General features: G+C 48.3%; 14 protein-coding genes and 4 tRNA genes. 7 read left to right on the top strand and 11 right to left on the bottom strand.

What is annotated here, in order from left to right; all coding sequences use genetic code 11:
• Positions 1-21 precede the first annotated feature (21 nt).
• Positions 22-630 carry an LEA/WHy family protein gene (locus ACJJIL_RS10940; RefSeq protein WP_444917057.1) on the bottom strand — a complete coding sequence of 203 codons (609 nt, stop codon included), beginning with the start codon at positions 628-630 and terminating at the stop codon, positions 22-24.
• Between the two features lie 79 nt (positions 631-709).
• Between ACJJIL_RS10940 and ACJJIL_RS10935 the strand changes: the two genes are divergently transcribed.
• The gene (locus tag ACJJIL_RS10935; protein ID WP_444933119.1) at positions 710-1,876 is read left to right on the top strand and encodes a dipeptidase; all 1,167 of its coding nucleotides are present in this window, start codon (positions 710-712) and stop codon (positions 1,874-1,876) included.
• A gap of 386 nt (positions 1,877-2,262) precedes the next feature.
• On the top strand, positions 2,263-2,958 hold the full coding sequence (locus ACJJIL_RS10930; protein WP_445361951.1) for a YopT-type cysteine protease domain-containing protein: 696 nt from the start codon (positions 2,263-2,265) through the stop codon (positions 2,956-2,958).
• Positions 2,959-3,118: 160 nt separating this feature from the next.
• Here ACJJIL_RS10930 and ACJJIL_RS10925 read toward each other — a convergent pair whose 3' ends face one another.
• From ACJJIL_RS10925 to ACJJIL_RS10890, 8 genes are all read right to left on the bottom strand, one after another.
• Positions 3,119-3,583: a RidA family protein gene (locus tag ACJJIL_RS10925; RefSeq protein ID WP_444912980.1), complete on the bottom strand. Its 465-nt coding sequence runs from the start codon at positions 3,581-3,583 to the stop codon at positions 3,119-3,121.
• Positions 3,584-4,044: 461 nt separating this feature from the next.
• Entirely contained in the window at positions 4,045-4,362 is a 318-nt protein-coding gene (locus ACJJIL_RS10920; RefSeq protein WP_444912981.1) for a hypothetical protein, read from the bottom strand.
• A 697-nt stretch (positions 4,363-5,059) separates the two neighbouring features.
• Positions 5,060-5,146, bottom strand: a tRNA-Leu gene (locus ACJJIL_RS10915).
• Between the two features lie 90 nt (positions 5,147-5,236).
• A tRNA-Cys gene (locus ACJJIL_RS10910) sits at positions 5,237-5,310 on the bottom strand.
• A 472-nt stretch (positions 5,311-5,782) separates the two neighbouring features.
• Positions 5,783-7,006, bottom strand: a complete 1,224-nt coding sequence (locus ACJJIL_RS10905; protein WP_445361950.1) for a hypothetical protein — start codon at positions 7,004-7,006, stop codon at positions 5,783-5,785.
• Positions 7,007-7,407: 401 nt separating this feature from the next.
• Entirely contained in the window at positions 7,408-9,315 is a 1,908-nt protein-coding gene (locus ACJJIL_RS10900; protein WP_445361949.1) for a S8 family serine peptidase, read from the bottom strand.
• 85 nt (positions 9,316-9,400) lie between these two features.
• The gene (locus ACJJIL_RS10895; protein WP_445361948.1) at positions 9,401-9,724 is read right to left on the bottom strand and encodes a hypothetical protein; all 324 of its coding nucleotides are present in this window, start codon (positions 9,722-9,724) and stop codon (positions 9,401-9,403) included.
• Positions 9,725-9,726: 2 nt separating this feature from the next.
• Entirely contained in the window at positions 9,727-10,596 is an 870-nt protein-coding gene (locus ACJJIL_RS10890; protein WP_445361947.1) for a hypothetical protein, read from the bottom strand.
• Between the two features lie 1,122 nt (positions 10,597-11,718).
• Here ACJJIL_RS10890 and ACJJIL_RS10885 point away from each other — a divergent pair.
• Positions 11,719-11,795: transfer RNA gene (locus ACJJIL_RS10885), tRNA-Pro, on the top strand.
• Positions 11,796-12,232: 437 nt separating this feature from the next.
• On the opposite strand, the gene ACJJIL_RS10880 is transcribed toward ACJJIL_RS10885, so the two are convergent.
• Positions 12,233-12,309, bottom strand: a tRNA-Pro gene (locus ACJJIL_RS10880).
• A gap of 69 nt (positions 12,310-12,378) precedes the next feature.
• Positions 12,379-13,227 (bottom strand): acyl-CoA thioesterase, encoded by an 849-nt coding sequence (locus tag ACJJIL_RS10875; RefSeq protein WP_282932695.1) that lies wholly within the window; start codon positions 13,225-13,227, stop codon positions 12,379-12,381.
• Between the two features lie 349 nt (positions 13,228-13,576).
• On the opposite strand from ACJJIL_RS10875, the gene ACJJIL_RS10870 reads away from it, so the two are divergent.
• From ACJJIL_RS10870 to ACJJIL_RS10855, 4 genes are all read left to right on the top strand, one after another.
• Positions 13,577-14,257, top strand: coding sequence for a hypothetical protein (locus ACJJIL_RS10870; protein WP_413665686.1), 681 nt, complete (start codon positions 13,577-13,579; stop codon positions 14,255-14,257).
• 329 nt (positions 14,258-14,586) lie between these two features.
• Positions 14,587-15,273: a TetR/AcrR family transcriptional regulator gene (locus tag ACJJIL_RS10865; RefSeq protein WP_282932697.1), complete on the top strand. Its 687-nt coding sequence runs from the start codon at positions 14,587-14,589 to the stop codon at positions 15,271-15,273.
• A complete protein-coding gene (locus ACJJIL_RS10860; RefSeq protein WP_444912985.1) occupies positions 15,266-15,820 on the top strand; it encodes a DUF1285 domain-containing protein in 555 nt (184 codons plus the stop codon). Before ACJJIL_RS10865 ends, ACJJIL_RS10860 begins: the two co-directional genes overlap by 8 nt.
• Before the next feature lie 591 nt (positions 15,821-16,411).
• Positions 16,412-18,067, top strand: coding sequence for a beta-helix domain-containing protein (locus ACJJIL_RS10855; protein ID WP_445361946.1), 1,656 nt, complete (start codon positions 16,412-16,414; stop codon positions 18,065-18,067).
• The last annotated feature ends 35 nt before the right edge of the window (positions 18,068-18,102 follow it).

Below are 18,102 nucleotides of genomic sequence, written 5' to 3'. Positions count from 1 at the left end.
TCCAAGGTGAGTAGGCTTGGACTAGTGGTAGAGGCCCAGATTCTGATTTAGTCGAACTTCGCCACTTCGCTGCACTGTAATGGAAGGCACAATGGACCTGCTCAGGCCAATCTTTGCCTGAAGTTCATAGGGTACCGATTGCTGCCCACTATTCGCTAATTCAGCGGCAGCGAATAGAGACCCCATCCAGCTCGCAGTTGCGTCTACCGCGATGTCATCCTGGCCATAGGGGGCAATGGGCAACAAGTTGTTTGAGGTTCCTGTCATCACTTTGTGGCCGGCAAGACTGAGCTTGTAGTAGATCCCGGAGAGGGGTAGCTCTTGGTTGTTGGGGTTGAAAATGCGCAAATGGATTCTGAAGCGCAGATCGCTGCCGACGGCAGGAGGAAGCGGCTCCAGCCCAATAATCTCAACCTCGGGCTGCTGAAAATTGGGCGATAAAGCGGCGCAACCACCCATGAATAGAGCGAATAATACGAGTAAGTTCAGTTGTAAAAGTTTAATCACTGCTTGTCCTTCATTTTTCTCTCTTCTGATAAGTGCGAGGTTGGTGTCCCAGCGCTTATTCCACGACCACCACAGTTTTATTTCTCTTGCTTGCTTATTGAGCAACCGCTCGAATTGCTTCATTCTGCGATCCTGATGGATCGAAGAAGGTTGTTGCCTCTGTGCAAACTTCCCCATGGATTTCTACTAACGGAGACAATAGATGAGCAAGTGGTTCATTCTTCTGACAACAATGGTGGTGATATTGTTCGCCAGCTGGAAATGGCTTTTGCTTCCGGCTATTGAAAAGTCGATGAACAAAGTAGAGCCGGGCAAAATTGCAGCGCTGTCATCTGAGGCTAAAGCGCTACACCAAAGTCTATTGGTAGGTGATCTCCACGCAGATAGTTTCCTGTGGGCCAGGGATTTGAGGAAGCGAGCCGACTATGGTCATCTGGATCTCCCCCGGGCGCGAGAAGGTAACCTGGGTATCCAGGTCTTCACATCAGTTACCAAGTCTCCCCGGGGGCAGAACTATCAGAAGAACTCCAGCAAAGCTGGCGATAACATAACCTTATTGGCCATTGCTCAGGCGTGGCCAGTAAAGGCGTGGGGCAGCCTGTATGAGCGGGCGCTCTATCATGCAGAGCGTGTTAATGCGCTACAGCAATCTGCGCCTGACCAAATACGTATCGTCAAAAGTGCGGCAGATTTACAAGAGGTGCTTGTAGCAAGGAAGCAGGGTGGAGAGGTTTTGGCCGCACTCCTTGGCACTGAAGGTGCCCATCCTTTGGAAGGGAAGATCGAAAACATCGGTCGCCTATACGATGCTGGCTTCCGAGTGATGGGGTTGCAACACTTTTTCGACAATGAGCTGGGTGGCTCCCTGCATGGAGAAAGCGGGCAGGGTTTGAGCGCATTTGGCCGGAAAGCAGTGCAGGAGATGGAAAGGCGCTCTATTGTGATTGACGTCGCCCACTCCTCCGAGCAGGTCGTCCGCGAAGTTTTGGATATTGCCGAGCGCCCAGTGATTGTTTCCCATACCGGGCTTCAAGGGGCATGTAACTCACGCCGGAATATCAGTGACGAGCTAATGAAGGAGATAGCGGGCAAAGGAGGCTTGGTTGGAATCGGTTTCTGGCCTGGTGCTGTCTGTGATACAAGCCCCAAGAGCATTGTTAAATCCATTCGTTATGCCATTGATACACTGGGTGTGGATCATGTCGCATTGGGGTCGGACTATGACGGCAGTGTAAAGGTTGCATTTGACGTAAGTGAACTGGGCGTGCTTACCGCAGAAATGCTTCGGCAAGGGTTTACTGAAGAAGAGATCCGTAAAGTAATGGGTGAGAACCTGAGAGATTTCTTCCTTACTCAACTTCCCAGTTAATATCATATAGGAAGGTTGAATTTAGATTCCGCAGCCTTCTCAACAGATATATTAGCGCTGGCATTTGATAGCTCACTGTTCTGATGAGTTTGTTATTACCAGCGCAATACTTGCACTCGTATATGATTAAAAATAAATTTACTTTCTGCACATATCCAAACGCAATTTAAACTGGAAATTTCTATCAAATTTTGACCTTAGCGTCCTGAAAAGCCAATTGAAATAAAGTGTAATCAAATTCCGGTTTACTTTTTAAAATGACTTAAAGCTAAAAAAGCCACAAGAAAATTGATAGAGATAAAACTGTAGGTGAGAAAAATAGAACATGGGCCGCGATACCGCGGATAGGCAAAAGTCCACTATCTATAAAGAATAGGGAGACCTCCATGTTCAATCCGAATCTAACAGAAACAGAATTTCTATTGGATCAAGCAAATTACATCCAACCCGGTGTCCACAATGACGTAAGGCGTGGAGTTTGTTACGCATTATCCTACATGTGGGTGAGGCTCGGCTTGCAACCCGGCGGTCATATAAATATGCACCTCCAGGCAGGACTGCAACAGCGTTACCATAATACGGGAATTGGAAACGCCCTCAACAGAGCAACTCCAGGTATGTTTTTAAGGGCTGTTGGCGGGTCGACCACCACCTTTGGGCAGCCTATCTATACAATGCAAAGGGCAATTTCCGCGCAACAGCAGATCCAGGGAAATGTGATGGGTATATCGTCAGGGTTAAGGACGATCTGTCGGACAGATGGGTATACCGAGCACTGTATCGCCCGTGGGCATCAGTTGAATCCATTTGAGCCTTTCTCCACATTTTTGCGATGGATACGGCAAGGGATGGCCCGCCTTAATCAAGGCTTTGCATTGATAGGATTCCTGGGCCCCAACAGCGGCCATGCAATTGCAATTCAAGTACAGAATGGTAATACCTGGAGACTTTTTGACCCCAATTTTGGTTCCTTTGTATTTAATGGATACAGCCGCTTTAAGGCCGAATTACATCAGCTGGCTTTGATATACCTGGCGATGGGCACTGCTGGTGGAAGCTGGATGATTTCAACTTTTAGATAAGTTAGTAGGGTTGTTTTATTGTCTAGATATCACAGGGTCGCTTAGGCGACCCTGTGCGTTGAGTTTAAGTGCAAGCGTATACTAGAGAATTTAGACCGCAGTAAAAGTCCTAATGAGTCAATTAGGGGGATTAGTCTGGCACTCCCAGTTTTAATATTGACTACTTGGCAGCGATGCACTCAATTTCAATTTGGGCGTCCAGCGCTAGGGACTCCACTGCAAAAGTAGTCCTTGCAGGGTAGGGGGAGGCAAAAGCTTTCTGGTAGATATTGTTGAATTCAGGGAAATTCTTGATATCTGTTAAAATGACCGTGCATTTAACAACATCTTTCATTTCGTAGTCATAGCGCTCCAGAGTTTGCTTTATGTTGTCTAGAGTCTGTTTGGTCTCCGCAGCGAATCCCCCTTGGGCTAACCGCTTAGTCTCCGGTGAAAGCCCTATTTGGCCAGAAAGAAATAGCTGGTTGCCAACTTTTACAGCCTCTGAAAACGGTAGCTTTGAGGCTGATCCTGTTGGGTTCAGAAATTCAACCTGTTCAGCGTCCTTTGCATAACTGGCATTGGAAAGTGAAATAGCGAGAATTGCGAAAATTAACGTTTCTATGGGTGATGTCTTTATCTTCATGGGAATCTCTTTTTTGTAAGTTATGCATAAAAACACGGTTCACTGCATCTTGCGATTGACCATTTTTTACCCTTGGTGGGTACCACGCAAAGCTTGAAATGCTTCCTGGGATAACTGTGTATTGCAACTTATGAGTAGCCGCTTTCTCTTTGGTGAAGTATAACCTGCTAAATCAAGCTAATTGAACAAAGACATTAAAGGGCATATGTGCATATTAGGTGATGAATCTACGCGAGATCTGTATATAAGTTTTATGCCTTGAAGGTGGCGATAGATACGAAAGCTCTCTTGTACTCAGAGTAGCTCCACTCCACTGCTTACCTGAGTTTCGCACTTTACAATACTGGCTCGTTAAACAATAGCGTTCCGGGATACCTGAGTCCGGAGCGCTGCTATGCAAGTGCACTCTTTCCTCCTTAAACAAATCAGATTTTAGCGCTGTATTGAGTGGGCCGATTTCTTTAAATTGAAACCAGTTCACACATTTCATTTAAGGAAATATAGGTTTGCCAGAATTTTGTCCCCACTACAGTGTCTGGGTTCTGAAATGTGATAGCCCTCCCCAGCCCGTCACCAAAAGAGTGGTAAAGCTCGATGCTAAATGCCCCAAGCCCGCCCCTTAAATTGGCGTATAAATCACCGTAAACTGTTCTTATATACAGCTGTATGTATTGACAGTATTTTGATTTGACGGGTAATATATTCGTAGCTGCTTTGGTTTTTATGCAGCAACCATCCTTTCTTGAACCGGCCCCCAAGCCGGTTTTTTTTATTCTCATCCGTGCAAGCTATTTCATTTCTGGTTCTGGAGGCAGGTCTATCTAGTCCCGCGGATGTCCAATGAGTGTAGTAACTCAAGTGGTTTTATTTGCCGGGATTGATATTTCTCGGATGTCCGGTAAATCTGCTTGCCGCTTTCCCTGTAGTCTTCAAGGGTTATTCTAGATTGAAAACAGGTGAAAGCGTTATGGGTTTGATTGCCGCCAGCTGAAGTGGCGGTGGGGTAGAGCGGCAATCAATATTAACGAATACCTTCTTGGTGTGGCTTTGGTCGACGGCTGCGTCCTTTAGTTCGAATCGGGCTCCTCATATAGGCTAAGCGCCTGTATTAAATTCGCTAGACTGCCAAGAAAACGGTAAGTGTAACCACAGTGTAATAAATGCTTTTCATCTTACTTTCCCAGGTACAGGTGATATTTGGCTTCCTGCGGTGAGAAAAATCCCGGTCGTAAATGGCGATGTCGTGTTAGTTGTCGTGGATCGGTAGCCCGACTGGAAAATCTTTGATGGGTGGCGGGGTGCTCTCTAAATGTGTTTCTTAATCCGGACAGGGAAAGTTGGGAGCCGGTAACTTATAGAACTCTGCCCAGCCAACAAAAATATTAACTGCTGAGGTTCGTATTTATAAAGGGAGGGGGTGCCGGCTCAAAAAGCCTATATCGTAAGGTTTATAACTGTGAAACTATAAGGATCTAGTGGTGCCCGGGGCCGGACTTGAACCGGCACGGCCGTGAAGCCGGGAGATTTTAAGTCTCCTGTGTCTACCAATTCCACCACCCGGGCAGATCCTTTGCGAGAGAGGGCGATGTTTAAAAGCTGCCCTTCATTCTCACTTTCATTGCATTCAACAGGATACTGCAATGAAGAGGAAAATGGAGGCTAGGGTCGGAATCGAACCGGCGTACACGGAGTTGCAGTCCGCTGCATGACCACTCTGCCACCTAGCCTTTTTTATCCGCCTTTGGCGGAAAAGAACGCTGCGAATTCTATCTGATAAATCTGAAAAATCCTAGCGTTTTCTTATACTTACGTGCGTTTCGCTGTGTAAGTGGGCGCCATTTTAGGGACTCTAGAGGATTAGTCAAGCATTGTTTTCATCAATGTTGCAAACAAGTGAAAAAAAGTAGGAAAAGTTACCTTCTGATGGTGGGGGAGGGCTGTAATAACTTTTAGCGCTGGTGCTCAAGAACCTATTTCCATTTGTTCTAAATTAATCTGCAGGTGTGCTGGCAATCTGTGACCTGTGTTCGATACTGTCTTTATCTGGCTAACACATCTCCCCCAACGTGTTTAGTAATGCTGGTAGGGTGGCCCACATGGCTGCCACCCGGAAGCAAGGATGAAATCCTCCAAGTTTCACTCCTAATGGTCTTGGCCCTGACGCTCTCCCCCCCCGTCGTCAGGGCTTTTTTTTGCCTGCTATTTATTGGAGCCTTTCGCCGAGTCTGTCAGGTTTTCTGTGGCTAATGCATCCACGGGTTTACCGGCTGCTTTCTCAGACAGGGATCTAAACCTTTCCAGAGTCACTTCACCGCGTGTTCGAGCCAGTTCTTGTGCGACGTCATCAATACTTGCCTTGCCATTGCTGGCCTCGCGAATCTCTTTATCCAGTTGCTGCATTACCCCGGCCGCACGGGCGGTAATGGGGCCGGATGAGCGTTCGACTAATAGTGAAGGAGCCTTCTTACCCCATTTAATCAGTTTATCCATTGCCTCCTGATAGCGGGTTTCACTGATGCCACCAGTTCGCCTTAAAATCTCCAGGGAGTAAAACTCAGCCAGTCCCTCTACAATCCAATCGCTCTCATCGTCGCCGTGAATTCCCGTGCCCACATGAACTAACTCGTGGATCATGCTGCTGGTGCGGTTGCCGCTGATCAATGGTCGATCAGCATGCATATATAGAGAGCGTGTCCCCGATAGTCCGCCGCGCCACATGGGGTCGTCAGCGGTTACGATCAATAGATGATCAGGGAAGAGGGGGAAGATCTTCTTGAGCTCTGGCAGGTTCCAATTTAGGAAGGCCAGGATGTCTTGCCGCCGAATATTCTCATTTTTAGGGCCTGCAACACGGGTTTCGGTGCCGGCAATCATATCCTGCCGACTGCCAATTTTCCCTACAATCATCCAGCCCTTGGGTCTTACAAACTTACGCTTGGGGTCAGATAACTCGTATAGGTTATCTTCGATCTCAGGGTAGGGTAGGGCCGCATACCATTGGTCAGGAAGTTCCAGCTTAAGGCGGGCGGTAGAGCGGCCACGGCTGGTTGCCGATACGGGTGCAATCAATTTATCGCTGCGGAGAATTGCCCAGTCTTTGGTGATCCGTGAGTCGTAGCCACCGTTGCTACGCTGGTTGTCTATGACAAAGCGGTACTTGAGGGCGGGGTTCTTTCCTTCGGGGTGCCAGGTTGCTTTGTCGCCCTCGATCTTTAGGGGGGTGTCACTTTCCAGGTCCTGATAGCGGCCAGAGCGCAAGTTTAGAACGAGCTTACTTGGCATATCATCACCGCTGAGCGCCATTTCCACTTCAGCCAGCTTGGAGTTGGGTGAGATCTCTGCACTGTAAAGAATCTCATAAGCCTGAACAGCAGGAGATAGAGTGGCGAGTAATAGCGGCAGTGTTAGTAATCGTTTAAGCATCGTTTCTTCAGCGGGAAATCCAACAATTAGTCGTTTCGACAGTATCTAAGCCTACAGGTGCCCTTGTGTCACCTTCAAGCAAACTGGTCACAAGCTAGCGAGTTATGACGTGACAGTTTTGTGCCGTCAGGTTTCATTGGATTGGTTTTCAGATATGTACCATTCAAAAAGAATACACTTACAAAGTCGTTATCATTTGGCAGCGCATACTAACAAGCATCTCCCGTATGAGTAAACAAGAAGATAGATGTGGGTGGTCCGTCACAAGCATCTTTTGAGAGGGCTGGATTAGCGGGCAGGCATGCTGCCTAAGTGGGAATTGAATGCTACGAAGGACAAGACCGCAGCATAGCTGCGGTCTTGAAAGGTCTTTTGCAGTCTAACTAACGATGGCGACAGAGCTACCAATATCTGATTGCACGGGGATCAACGAACTGCATACCGTAGGCGCTCAGGGCAAATCCATCTGGAAAACTACTTACCATTGGTTGCTGGGGGTTAACCGCGGCTATTTCGGGAGGGTAATAACCTCCTGGCACAAACTGCCCCTGCCAACTGGGTGTAGCTTGAGGGCGGTAGCCCTGTAACGGACTCATGGTAAATCCAGAGTATGGCGTGGCTGAGGAGGGACCTTGCGCGGTAGTGGCATGAGTACCCGCGGCCCTTGCTTGCTCTTTGGCGGACTCAAAAGCGGAGTTGATACCAAAAAGCTTGGGAACACCTGCGCCAACTCTCTCTGCCCCGAGGGGCATTGGTACGGCCAAGGATTGGATCAGTTGGAATAAGGCGGTCACTCTGGATACATCTTTCTGCCGGAGTGCACCTTTAAATAATGGATGGTGGGCAAGTAGTAGTGCTGCCAAACCGGTAATATGCGGCGCGGCCATTGATGTACCTGACTGAACATCGAAGCCTTTGTCAGGCACAGACGAAACGATACCCACACCAGGTGCGGCAACAGAAATTTCCTGGCCGAAAGCGCTAAACCTAGGAACAAATAGACCGTCGGCTGATGCTGTTGAGGGTATTACTGTTTGCGCTTCCCAGGAATCTTTGGGGAATTCATTGAGCATTCCAAGAGCGCCTACAGCCATAGCATTTGGGGATCTGGCTGGGTACTGGACTGCCCCGCCATTGTTGCCAGCGGCAACTATACAGGCGATACCATGTTGGACTGCTTCCTCGATTTGCTGCTCAACAGCCTCTGATGAATCAGAGCTGCCCAGGCTCATATTCACCACATCAACGCCGAGCTCTATGCAATGTGAGAGCGCATCAATCAAGCTACTAAATTGCCCGCCGGGGAAAACCTTGAATACATAGATTTCGGCTTCAGGAGCAAAACCGCGTATTGCCTCGGAGCCAGAGGGTTGGCCTGTAATAATTCCCGCACAGTGGGTTCCATGGCCGACGATATCTTCTGCCCAGCTATTGGCATCGTAATTATTGGTGACATCGATACCATTCTTTAAATGGCTCAGTATCGGGTGCTTATTGTCCGCACCGGAATCGATGATTGCGATTTTGATACCTTTGCCTGTGTATTCATCGGGTAGCTGGTCCAGGCCCATGTACTTTTGCCCCCAGCCATAGGAGGCATCATTGGGGAAGTTGGGTATGGCTTCGCTTAGGGGTTGGAGTTTCACCAGGTTCACACCGGTGAGCGATAGGGAGGGGCTGCGAATATATTTGTTCCAGAAATCTTTGGCGGGGCGGATCAGAAGTGATTTCACTTGAGCGCCGCCGCTTTGCGCAAAAATACTGAGCGCGACTTCCCCTTTATTGTTGGTGACCCCTTCTTGAGGAAAGCCCGCACTTTCAACAATTATTTGCGCGTCGCGTATGGGCTCACCTTTTGCACCGATAACGCGGAAGTGCACCTGCTGTGCCTGGACATGGTATTCGCGCAATAGTCCGGGTTGCTGTGCAAAAACTGCGGAAAAGGTCGGTGAATAACTCGCTTGCCCATAAGAGAGAAGTGAGTCCAGTTCAACGGCGACGTTTGGTGGTGTGGTCTGGTAAAGTGCCGCAGCAGCATCCACATCCATACGGACTTTGTAAATATTGGTGGCCTCATCTGCGGATGACAGCGTTTTTAGTTTTCTGCCGGGGCGTATTTCACGGAGCACCTCACAACCTGCCTGTCTGGCAATAGTGGAAATCACATGGTGCATTGAGCCCGAGCTCAATGGCTGTACGCCCATGGATTTAGCCATCAGGCTGCGGCGGGGTGAAATAAGTAACTCGACTTTCTCTGCAACCTCGACCGAAGGTTCTCCTGCGGCCTTTTCTTGTCGGGATTCAGTCATGTTCATGTTCCTTCGCTTTCAGTGCGGTACTGATTTAGTACGCGTGTGAAACGTCTGAAAGTGGTGAATCGAGTGGGTTTCAGTCTCAATTGAGAGGGTGGACAGGTTGATCCGGATCAATAATTACTTTGCCTCCCAATTTCCTTCTTAGGTCGTCGACGGCATCGGGGGTAGCCACAAGGGTGACGTTGCTTTTGCGCAAAGTAACGTCCTTCACATCGGGGCAATTTGAAGCTTCCTTCACCAGCTCCTCTAGCTCCAGAGTGCTAGCTGATACCTTACGATTGGGTACGGCTACATATTGCTCAAACTTCTTCATTTTCTTCTCATTGTGACTGCGCCATCCAAAATAGGGCAGGGTCGAACCCACCCCCAGGAAAAGGGGCGTGAAGCCCCTTTTTTTTTGCATTTTTAATGCAGATAAGCCTGTTGCTGAAAGGCTGAGTTGGGTTGCGGCATTGCCTGATAGGGCAGTGGCTGCCCGATGCCACTCAAATTCTGGAGGGGTTGCTGAGGTGGTTGCGGGAAAGCCTGGAATGGCACCGGTTGGCTCAGTGGTACAAAAGCCTGCGGGGGAACCGATCCATACTGCTCCGGAGCCACAGGTGCCAGTTGATTTACCGGTTGGCCGATGTAGGTCTGAGGAACGAGGTGTGGCGTGAATTGCGGTGCGGCCTGGTAGGGCAGCAGGTGGTTGAGGCGCGCCAAGTTGTTAAGGAGTTGACCTTGTTGAGGCACACCAATGTAGTTGCCAAGAGCAGGTGCGGCACGACTAATCAAGTCACCGAGGAAACCTTGCGGTGGCAGTTGTGGGGCGGCTTGATAGGGTAAGAGCTGCCCTAGTTGGGCGGCTGCATTGATTAGCTGTGCCTGAGGGTTATTGATGTAATTGGCCAAAACTGGGGCCGAGCGGTTTATCAATTCGCTGAGATAGTTTTGGGGGGCAAACTGATGAGCGAACTGAGGTGGAATTTGTGGAGCAAGCTGTTGAGGAATGTGGGGCGCTAACTGTTGTGGAAGCTGCGGTGCGGCCTGGAAGGGCAGTACTTGGCCCAATCCGCCGAGTGCATTGATCAATTGACCTTGTGGTCCACCGACAATGCCACCAACTACCGGAGCTGCGCGGCTAATAAACTCTCCCAGCAATCCTTGTGGTGCTAACTGTTGAAGCGGTAGGTATGGCTGGGGGGGAGTGAGTCCGACGACCGGATTAATCGGAGGTACGGCATAGTTTTGTGGTTGTCCAAAGATCCCTTGAGCATATGCATATGGTTGGTACATGAACGTACTCCTCGAGTAGACCAATGACGATAGGGGGCTATCGCCCAGGTTATTTCATGGTTTACGGGTGAGAATTTTGGAGCTTGATAGAGCCCCGTTTTTAGGATCAGCCTGCTGATAATAAATCGGTAATGAGCTTTCGAGTTGTTGCATCTTGCGACGGACACTCAGCCGGCTGATCTGAGTATAGAGAAGCTTTTCAGAAGCACAGGGAAAGTTTGAAAAAAAATGGAGCGGGAAACAAAAAGGTAATGGGGGCGCAATTGTAGTCACCATTTTTCTTAAAATTTTGTAATTTTTCGAAAAGGAATATTTTTTAAAAAATAAAGTCTTACTCGGGATTTGCTACTTAAATGAGTGGTTAATATTCTTGTGGCGTGCAGGGTGCTGCTCCCTTGTATTGGTGTTAGGGCTCGGGAAAAGTCCCCTCGGGTGCCCGGTGAAAAATAACGGCACTTGTAGAAATATCCGTAAATAGCGAACTGGAATTTAAAGGTAGCTGTTTATATCGATGCCTTGGAAAGGTAACTTATAGAACTTATCAGTTCGCTTTTATGTAAGGGTCTACTTACTCAAAACATCGAAAAACGATATCTAGTAGCGTTTCAATGTAATTTGTTATGGCCTCGCGCTGTATGCCCTTCTTGGTTTTTTCTGCTCCAAACTCTTGCATCCTCTGTGGAGAGCTTTGCATTTTTTTATACGTGTGCTCTCAAAACTAAAAGTACTTGATGGTCGTTGAAGATACGTAAATACAAGAAAGTGGGTAGGAATAATATCGGTATTTTGTTGGCGACCACAGTTTGCCGTATATGTGAAGAGGGTTTCAGAGAATGGATAGATTGGTGGAAAGTGTTCTACCCCAGGGAGAACAAGGGATTGGTTGTTAGTTGGCAGACTAAATGGATGTGTCGGAGATTGGGGCAATTACTAGCAACCGTAAAGCTTGAATCTCCAGTGTAGAAAGAGGCGCTTGAAGCCGGGGAGGTCCAGCTATAATGCGGATTAGACTGCCTTTGAGGACAACTCAAAGATCGGTTGTGTCGGCAAAATGACCTATGATGACATTCGCGCCAAAAATTACTTGATCTTTGAAAAATGGATGAGTAGTATTCGCGGCCTCGGTGAGTAGCGCAGCCTGGTAGCGCACTTCGTTCGGGACGAAGGGGTCGGAGGTTCGAATCCTCTCTCACCGACCATACAAAAAGAAAAAGCCCGCTTCTGCGGGCTTTTTCGTGTTTATGATTTCATTCCTGGTAGAGCTTTTACTCTAAAGATTTACATGGGTAATTACACAGCTGCCTTGAGGGTGCAATTTCTTAGTTGTTTACCGGTGTAAATAGTTAACCCAGCCATACTCAAGGCCTCGTCGGTATTTCTGAACCCAATTCTTTATTTGCCCCCATCGCATCTGACTTTTGTAGTGCGCTTCCGCATTAGCCCCTGATTTAACGAAATTGAATAGCAAGTGACTCTAAGGTGGGCTCCCAACAAGGTACAAGTAGGAGTTGCTTGCACTTTTTCCGGGTGCGATGTGCTGAGGGAAAGTAAGGGGCAATCTGAACGGTTTTTCGTCAGCTTAAGCTAAAAGTTCAGAGTCAAAAAAGCCCGCTAAAGCGGGCTTTTTCTTTTTGTATGGTCGGTGAGAGAGGATTCGAACCTCCGACCCCTTCGTCCCGAACGAAGTGCGCTACCAGGCTGCGCTACTCACCGTTTTTTGTTTCGCATCATTTGCGAAGGGGCGGCACTATAGCAGCAATTTTTCTGCTGTAAACCACTGATTTAATTTTTTATTTGTCGAATCAGTCCCTCTTGGCAGGTAGACGCTACCAGCGTTCCGTCGCGGGTGAAAATCTGGCCGCGGGTAAAGCCTCTGGCACCGGTTGCCGAAGGGCTATCCGTCACATAAAGAAGCCATTGATCCAGGCGGAAATCGCGGTGGAACCACATCGCGTGGTCAACGCTCGCGGGCATCAATTGGGGGTCGAATAAGGATATGTCGTGCGGCTGTAGGGAGGTACCCAGGAGTCCCATATCGGATGCATAGCAAAGTGCTGCTCGGTGCTCCATCGGGTCGTCCGACATCTCGCCCTCTGCCCGCAGCCAGAACATGCATTTAGCTTCGCGAGTTTCAGCGCCAAAGTAGCTTTGCGGGTCTACCGGACGAAAATCGATCATATAGCGCCGCTGATCGTACTGCGGGCTAACCAACCCAGCTTCCAGGGCCAGCTCCTGGGTGTTTTTCAGGCTCTCAGGAGAGGGAATCTCGACACAAGGCAGGTCGGCCTGGTGGTCAAATCCTGGTTCCCGAATTTGGAAGGAGGCGGACATATTGAAGATCGCGCGCCCGCGCTGCTTGGCGACTACGCGACGAGTGGTAAAGCTACCGCCATCGCGGATTGGGTCTACTTCGTAGATCACCGGCAGCTCACTAGAGCCAGGGCGGAGGAAGTAGGCGTGCAGGGAGTGGGGTAGGCGATGCTCAACGGTACGAGTTGCTGCCATCAGTGCTTGGCCCAGAACTTGCCCGCCAAAAAGCACTTTACGATAATTTTCAACGTGATGACGACTGCGGAAGAGATTTCGATCCAGCTCTTCAACATCCAATAACTTACCTAATTTTTCCAACATAAGGGATTTTGCCCGTTACCTATTCCACTTAACAGAGTTTGCAGATGGGGAGCTTTGCGCTCTTAATCAAAAGGATAATAACAGCAAATCCCTTTAACCCCATTCATATTTTGAACGTTAGGCCCATTTTGGTCACAGGTGCCACCTCGTATAGCTATCCAGCTCTTTTCCATACACTAGTTACTGATTTTCTCAGTCAAGTTGAAACTCTGTGCTATTGACTATTGCGACTTGTCGAATTCTTACTTATTTCTGTGGTATAAAGCGCCAATAGTTGTTGGGACAGTTGGACTAATTCGTTTGCAGCTATCCAACAAAGATTGAATAAGAGAAGTAGGAGATACCACAGGTGCCACACAACAATATTGATATACGTCCACCACTGAATTTCGGCAAGGTTGTCAGTCGGCACCGTACCGCAAAGGCTGTGGCTGGAGGGGTTGGCTCCGCTGCTTATTATGGGGTGTGGGGTGCACAGACGGCTACAGGTGCCACACTAACCGGCCTGGCTACCGGTGCAGCGGCTGCGACTTCTGCGACGGGTATTGGTTTGGTTGTTGCTGGAACAGCATTGTCCATTGGTTACGCTGGTTTGGCGGCCCGATCCGCATACAAGACCAATAATCACCTCAATGCTCTGAAAAAAATCTACGAAAACAGGAAGTCGTATAGCTGTCCTTGTAAAGGATCGGTCGCCCACGACTATGTTTCTGGCCAAGTGCTTCCTTATATCATCGAACAGAAAAGCAAAAAGTTGCATCGCAAGATGGTTGAAGCGACTCCGGGAATCGCCTCAGTAGAATATGCGCGCAAGGCAGTAAAAAACCTGTACAAGCGTTCACAGGGTACGCTCGGTAAAAAACGTACCTTTGCTGCAGAGTGGTTGGCGCAGCATTTGATTTCTCATGATTGTGAATTAGCTAATGCGATTGTTGCAGAGCTCTACTCAGAGGAAGAAATGCTCTGGATACGCACGCAGGACAACGATGTAGTCGCGCCTTTGTTGGAGCTAAAGCTGAAGTCCGTTTAATAGTGGCTTCTTGTGTTCTGGTGTAGTTCTTGATTTCATTCGGAAGTATTGGGGTAATGGACTACCCCGCAATCACCCAATCGTCGAATTTTCTGTGTTATGCGCAATGCTTGGGCTCGCCAAGCGTCACCACATGCTAAAATAAAAGGTCTGCTCTCAGCTTAAAATTGGCTCATTTTGAGTAAATTTTGAGCAAAATGGCCTAATATTTTTAATATTAGGCAGTCTAATTCCCCGATTTACTTTTCCAACCGACTTGAATTGCCTATCATTCATGAATGAATAGTCAATTTCAGTCCCCATTTTTACGGGCAAAGAAGGTCGGAAGTATGGATAAGGCAAAAGAGAAGGTTCAGCGGTTCCGCGCGCGGGAGCAGCGTATCCTGGATGCGGCTCTGGAGCTTCTGTTGGAGCACGGTGAAGAGAAAGTCACGGTCGAACAGATTGCCGAGCGTGTGGATATCGGTAAGGGCACGATTTACAAGCACTTCATTTCCAAGACAGAAATCTACATGCGTTTGCTGATGGATTATGAAAAATCCCTCGCTGAACGTCTCAAGACCGCTGTAGCCCTGGCCGAGCAAGGTGATATCACCGCTCCAGCCCGCGCCTATTTTGAATCTCGTATGGCCGATCCTGGCAAAGATAGACTCTTCCAGCGCCTGGAGGAGAAGATTATCGCGTTGAACCTGGCTCCAGAAATGATTGCGGAGCTCCACAATATTCGTAATTCCAATGCCACCTCTCTCAATCGGGTCTTTGAGCGCCGTATGGAGCAGGGCATGCTGAAGAACGTTCCTGCATACTTCTATTACTCAACATACTGGGCGCTTGTGCAAGGGGCGGTAGAGCTTTATCACTCCAAGTCTTTTGCCAATGTAATAGAGGACAGGGAAGGTTTGATGGAGTTTATTATGGATGTGGGTGTGCATATCGGTGATATGTCCTCTCGCAAAACGCCAGAGGGAAGCCAGACAAGCCATCACAGCGATTCTGCGGGGTCCGCCCTTGGCTGAGCCCCTGTTCCAGCAGCTGCAAAAATTACAGGCTGAATTTCATGGGCATCCACCTGTAGAAAGGTGGAACCCAGAGCTTTGTGGGGACATGGATATGGTCATCAAATCTGATGGCCGTTGGATCCACGAGGGAACAGAGATTCGTCGTCATCCTCTTGTGAAACTGTTTGCCAGCATTTTGAAGCGTGAGGGGGATGAATACTTCCTTGTCACCCCTGTCGAAAAGCTGCGAATCACAGTGGAGGATGTTCCATTTGTGATCACTCAAGTGGCCCGCAACCCCGGAAGTACTCATCAACAGCTACTTTTCACCACAAATGTGGGCGACGTTGTTGAGCTGTCGGAAGAGGGGCAGTGGCAACTGAGAGACTTTGGTGCTCCGCCGCAGCCAATCCCCTACCTGGAGATTCGAGGGGGGTTACAGGCTCGCGTTTCCCGTGATGTTTTTTACCAGTTGGTAGACTGGGCGCTTGAAGGGGGTCGCGATACCGATAAGCTTTTTGTGCAAAGTGACGGAAAAGATTTCCTGCTGGGTTCTTGCAATTAGACAGCTCCCGGTTCCTGCTGGCGGATTCCTCGCGCCTCAGCGCTGATTTGTAGCTGGGGCTTTAATTCATAGCCTTGCTCCTCACTGTTCGAGTTTAGAAAGTACTTGCTTGACCCTATAGCTCCTGACTTTACTTTCTCGACGAACTTTCCTTATTTATATCTTTGGTGTCAAACTGTTTAGTGGATGCCACTATCGCTTCTGTATTTTGATTACCGCTGTGGAATTTATACTTGACTGTGCCGGTGCTTGCTTGAATCCGGAAAATAGCCCGGGAATATACATGTCCGTACTATTTATTTGTGGTGTTGCTGTATTTCATTTCTATTAAAAAAATAGTGTTTGAAATCTTATGGAAATATAAGTGTATTTGTTCTGAAAGGAATAGAATATTAATTCGATAATTTACGGAAATATCTAAATAAGTAACAAATCCGCAACAGTGCATTTCTAAACTTCCCTCCGTCCAAATCGCTACGGCGAAACAAAAAAATATAGTTTTTATTTGCTTGGTTGTTGTCATTTATTTTTTTAAAAATGGCGGAGTTGAAGCAATTAAAGTTTTGGATTGAAATTCCTATAGGGGGAAACATGAAGCGAGTACAGAATAAGCTCTTACTGGCAGCTGCGATTGCTGCGCTATTAGCGGGTTGTGACGGTGGCGGTGTGAGTATCGAGCCGGAAACAGTAGATAACTCGGTGGATAATTCTATCACCAATCCAGGTGGTGATTCTTCGGATGAGAATCCATGTGCAACTATAGAAAGTTCTAGTGTACAAGGTGAATATAGCGATAGTAACTGCTATTACACTGCTGACTTTGTTTCTGCAGCAAACCCCTTGACTGAAGATTTGTATTTGGCTGCGCTGGATAACGATGGGGCTCATATCTTTAGTGGCAGTCTGTTTGTTGGTGAAAGTTATTCCAGCGACTCTGACCTGACTGCAGCAGGGATTTCTGAGGGCGGTGATGGCGTTAAGCTGGAAATTCAAGCGGGCGCCACTATCGCTTTTAAAGATAATTCAGCATTTATGGTTGTAAACCGTGGATCACAAGTATTTGCTCGCGGTACTGAAACTTCACCAATCACCTTCACCTCAGAGACTGATGTCCTCGGCACTGTAGGTCCCGAAGACGTTTCACAGTGGGGGGGGATGGTTATAAATGGCTTTGGTGTAACCAATAAGTGCCAGTACACAGGCTCTATTGATGGCGGCAATCTAGCCCTTGCTGGTGAGTGTCACGTAGCTGCTGAAGGTTCCACCGATGACAACACCTCCTATTACGGTGGAGACAATAATGCCGACAGCTCTGGCGAGCTTTCTTATGTTGTTGTAAAGCACACGGGTGCTGAAGTTGCCAGTGGTGATGAGTTGAACGGAATTGCATTTGACGCCGTGGGTAATGGAACAACCATTCGCAACCTTCAAACTTACTCCACTTATGATGACGGTATCGAATTCTTCGGCGGTGCCGTAGACGTAGAAAACTATGTTGCGCTATATGTTCGTGATGACTCCATTGATATCGATGAAGGTTATCGCGGAAGTATTACCAATGCGTTGGTGATTCAAAGTGAGACCGACGGCAATCACTGTATTGAGGCCGATGGAATTGGATCCTACAGCGATGCTACTGACTATTCCTCGTTGATTGGCCAGGGGTTAAATAGTCGACCGGTAATTGATGGCCTGACCTGCATTATTTCTGCTCAAGAAGAGGGTACCCATGATCCGGGCGCTGGTTGGCGTCTGCGTGAGGGAATTTATCCGATGATCACCAACTCCATAATTGTTGCTTCCTTCTTCGCTGATGAGACCGGAGTAGCTGGGGATAACTACTGCCTACGTGTTGAGAGCTCTCAGACTCAGGATGAAGCGTCTGCAGGCACCGAGGTGGCCCTGACTTCTAATATTTTTGCTTGTGAAGATCGAACTAAAACTGATGAAGATAGTTTTGATGTGGAGACTTGGGCTGTAGATAGCGGCAATCAATTTGCCACCATCTCCGGTGAAGTTAACCCAACCTCTGACGCCGATACAGACTTTGTTTTGCTCGGCGGCTCCCCTGCGATGTTTACCGTTGACGAATCGGCTCAAATGATCGATGGCATTGCACCGACAGTTTCTGCCGAGTTGGGTCGCGCCTATTTGGGAGCGCTTGAGCAGGATGGTACCGACTGGACTAAAGGTTGGACCTATGGCCTGCATCAAGGTGACCGCGCTCAACCTCTGTGGTTTGAGTAATAGCTTGAGGTAGCGGTTGGGGAAACAGCTCCCGA

Source organism: Microbulbifer maximicatervae (SeqCode) (assembly GCF_052468095.1).
The sequence above is the reverse complement of the archived record's forward strand: the minus strand, read 5'-3'. Positions and strand labels throughout refer to the sequence as shown.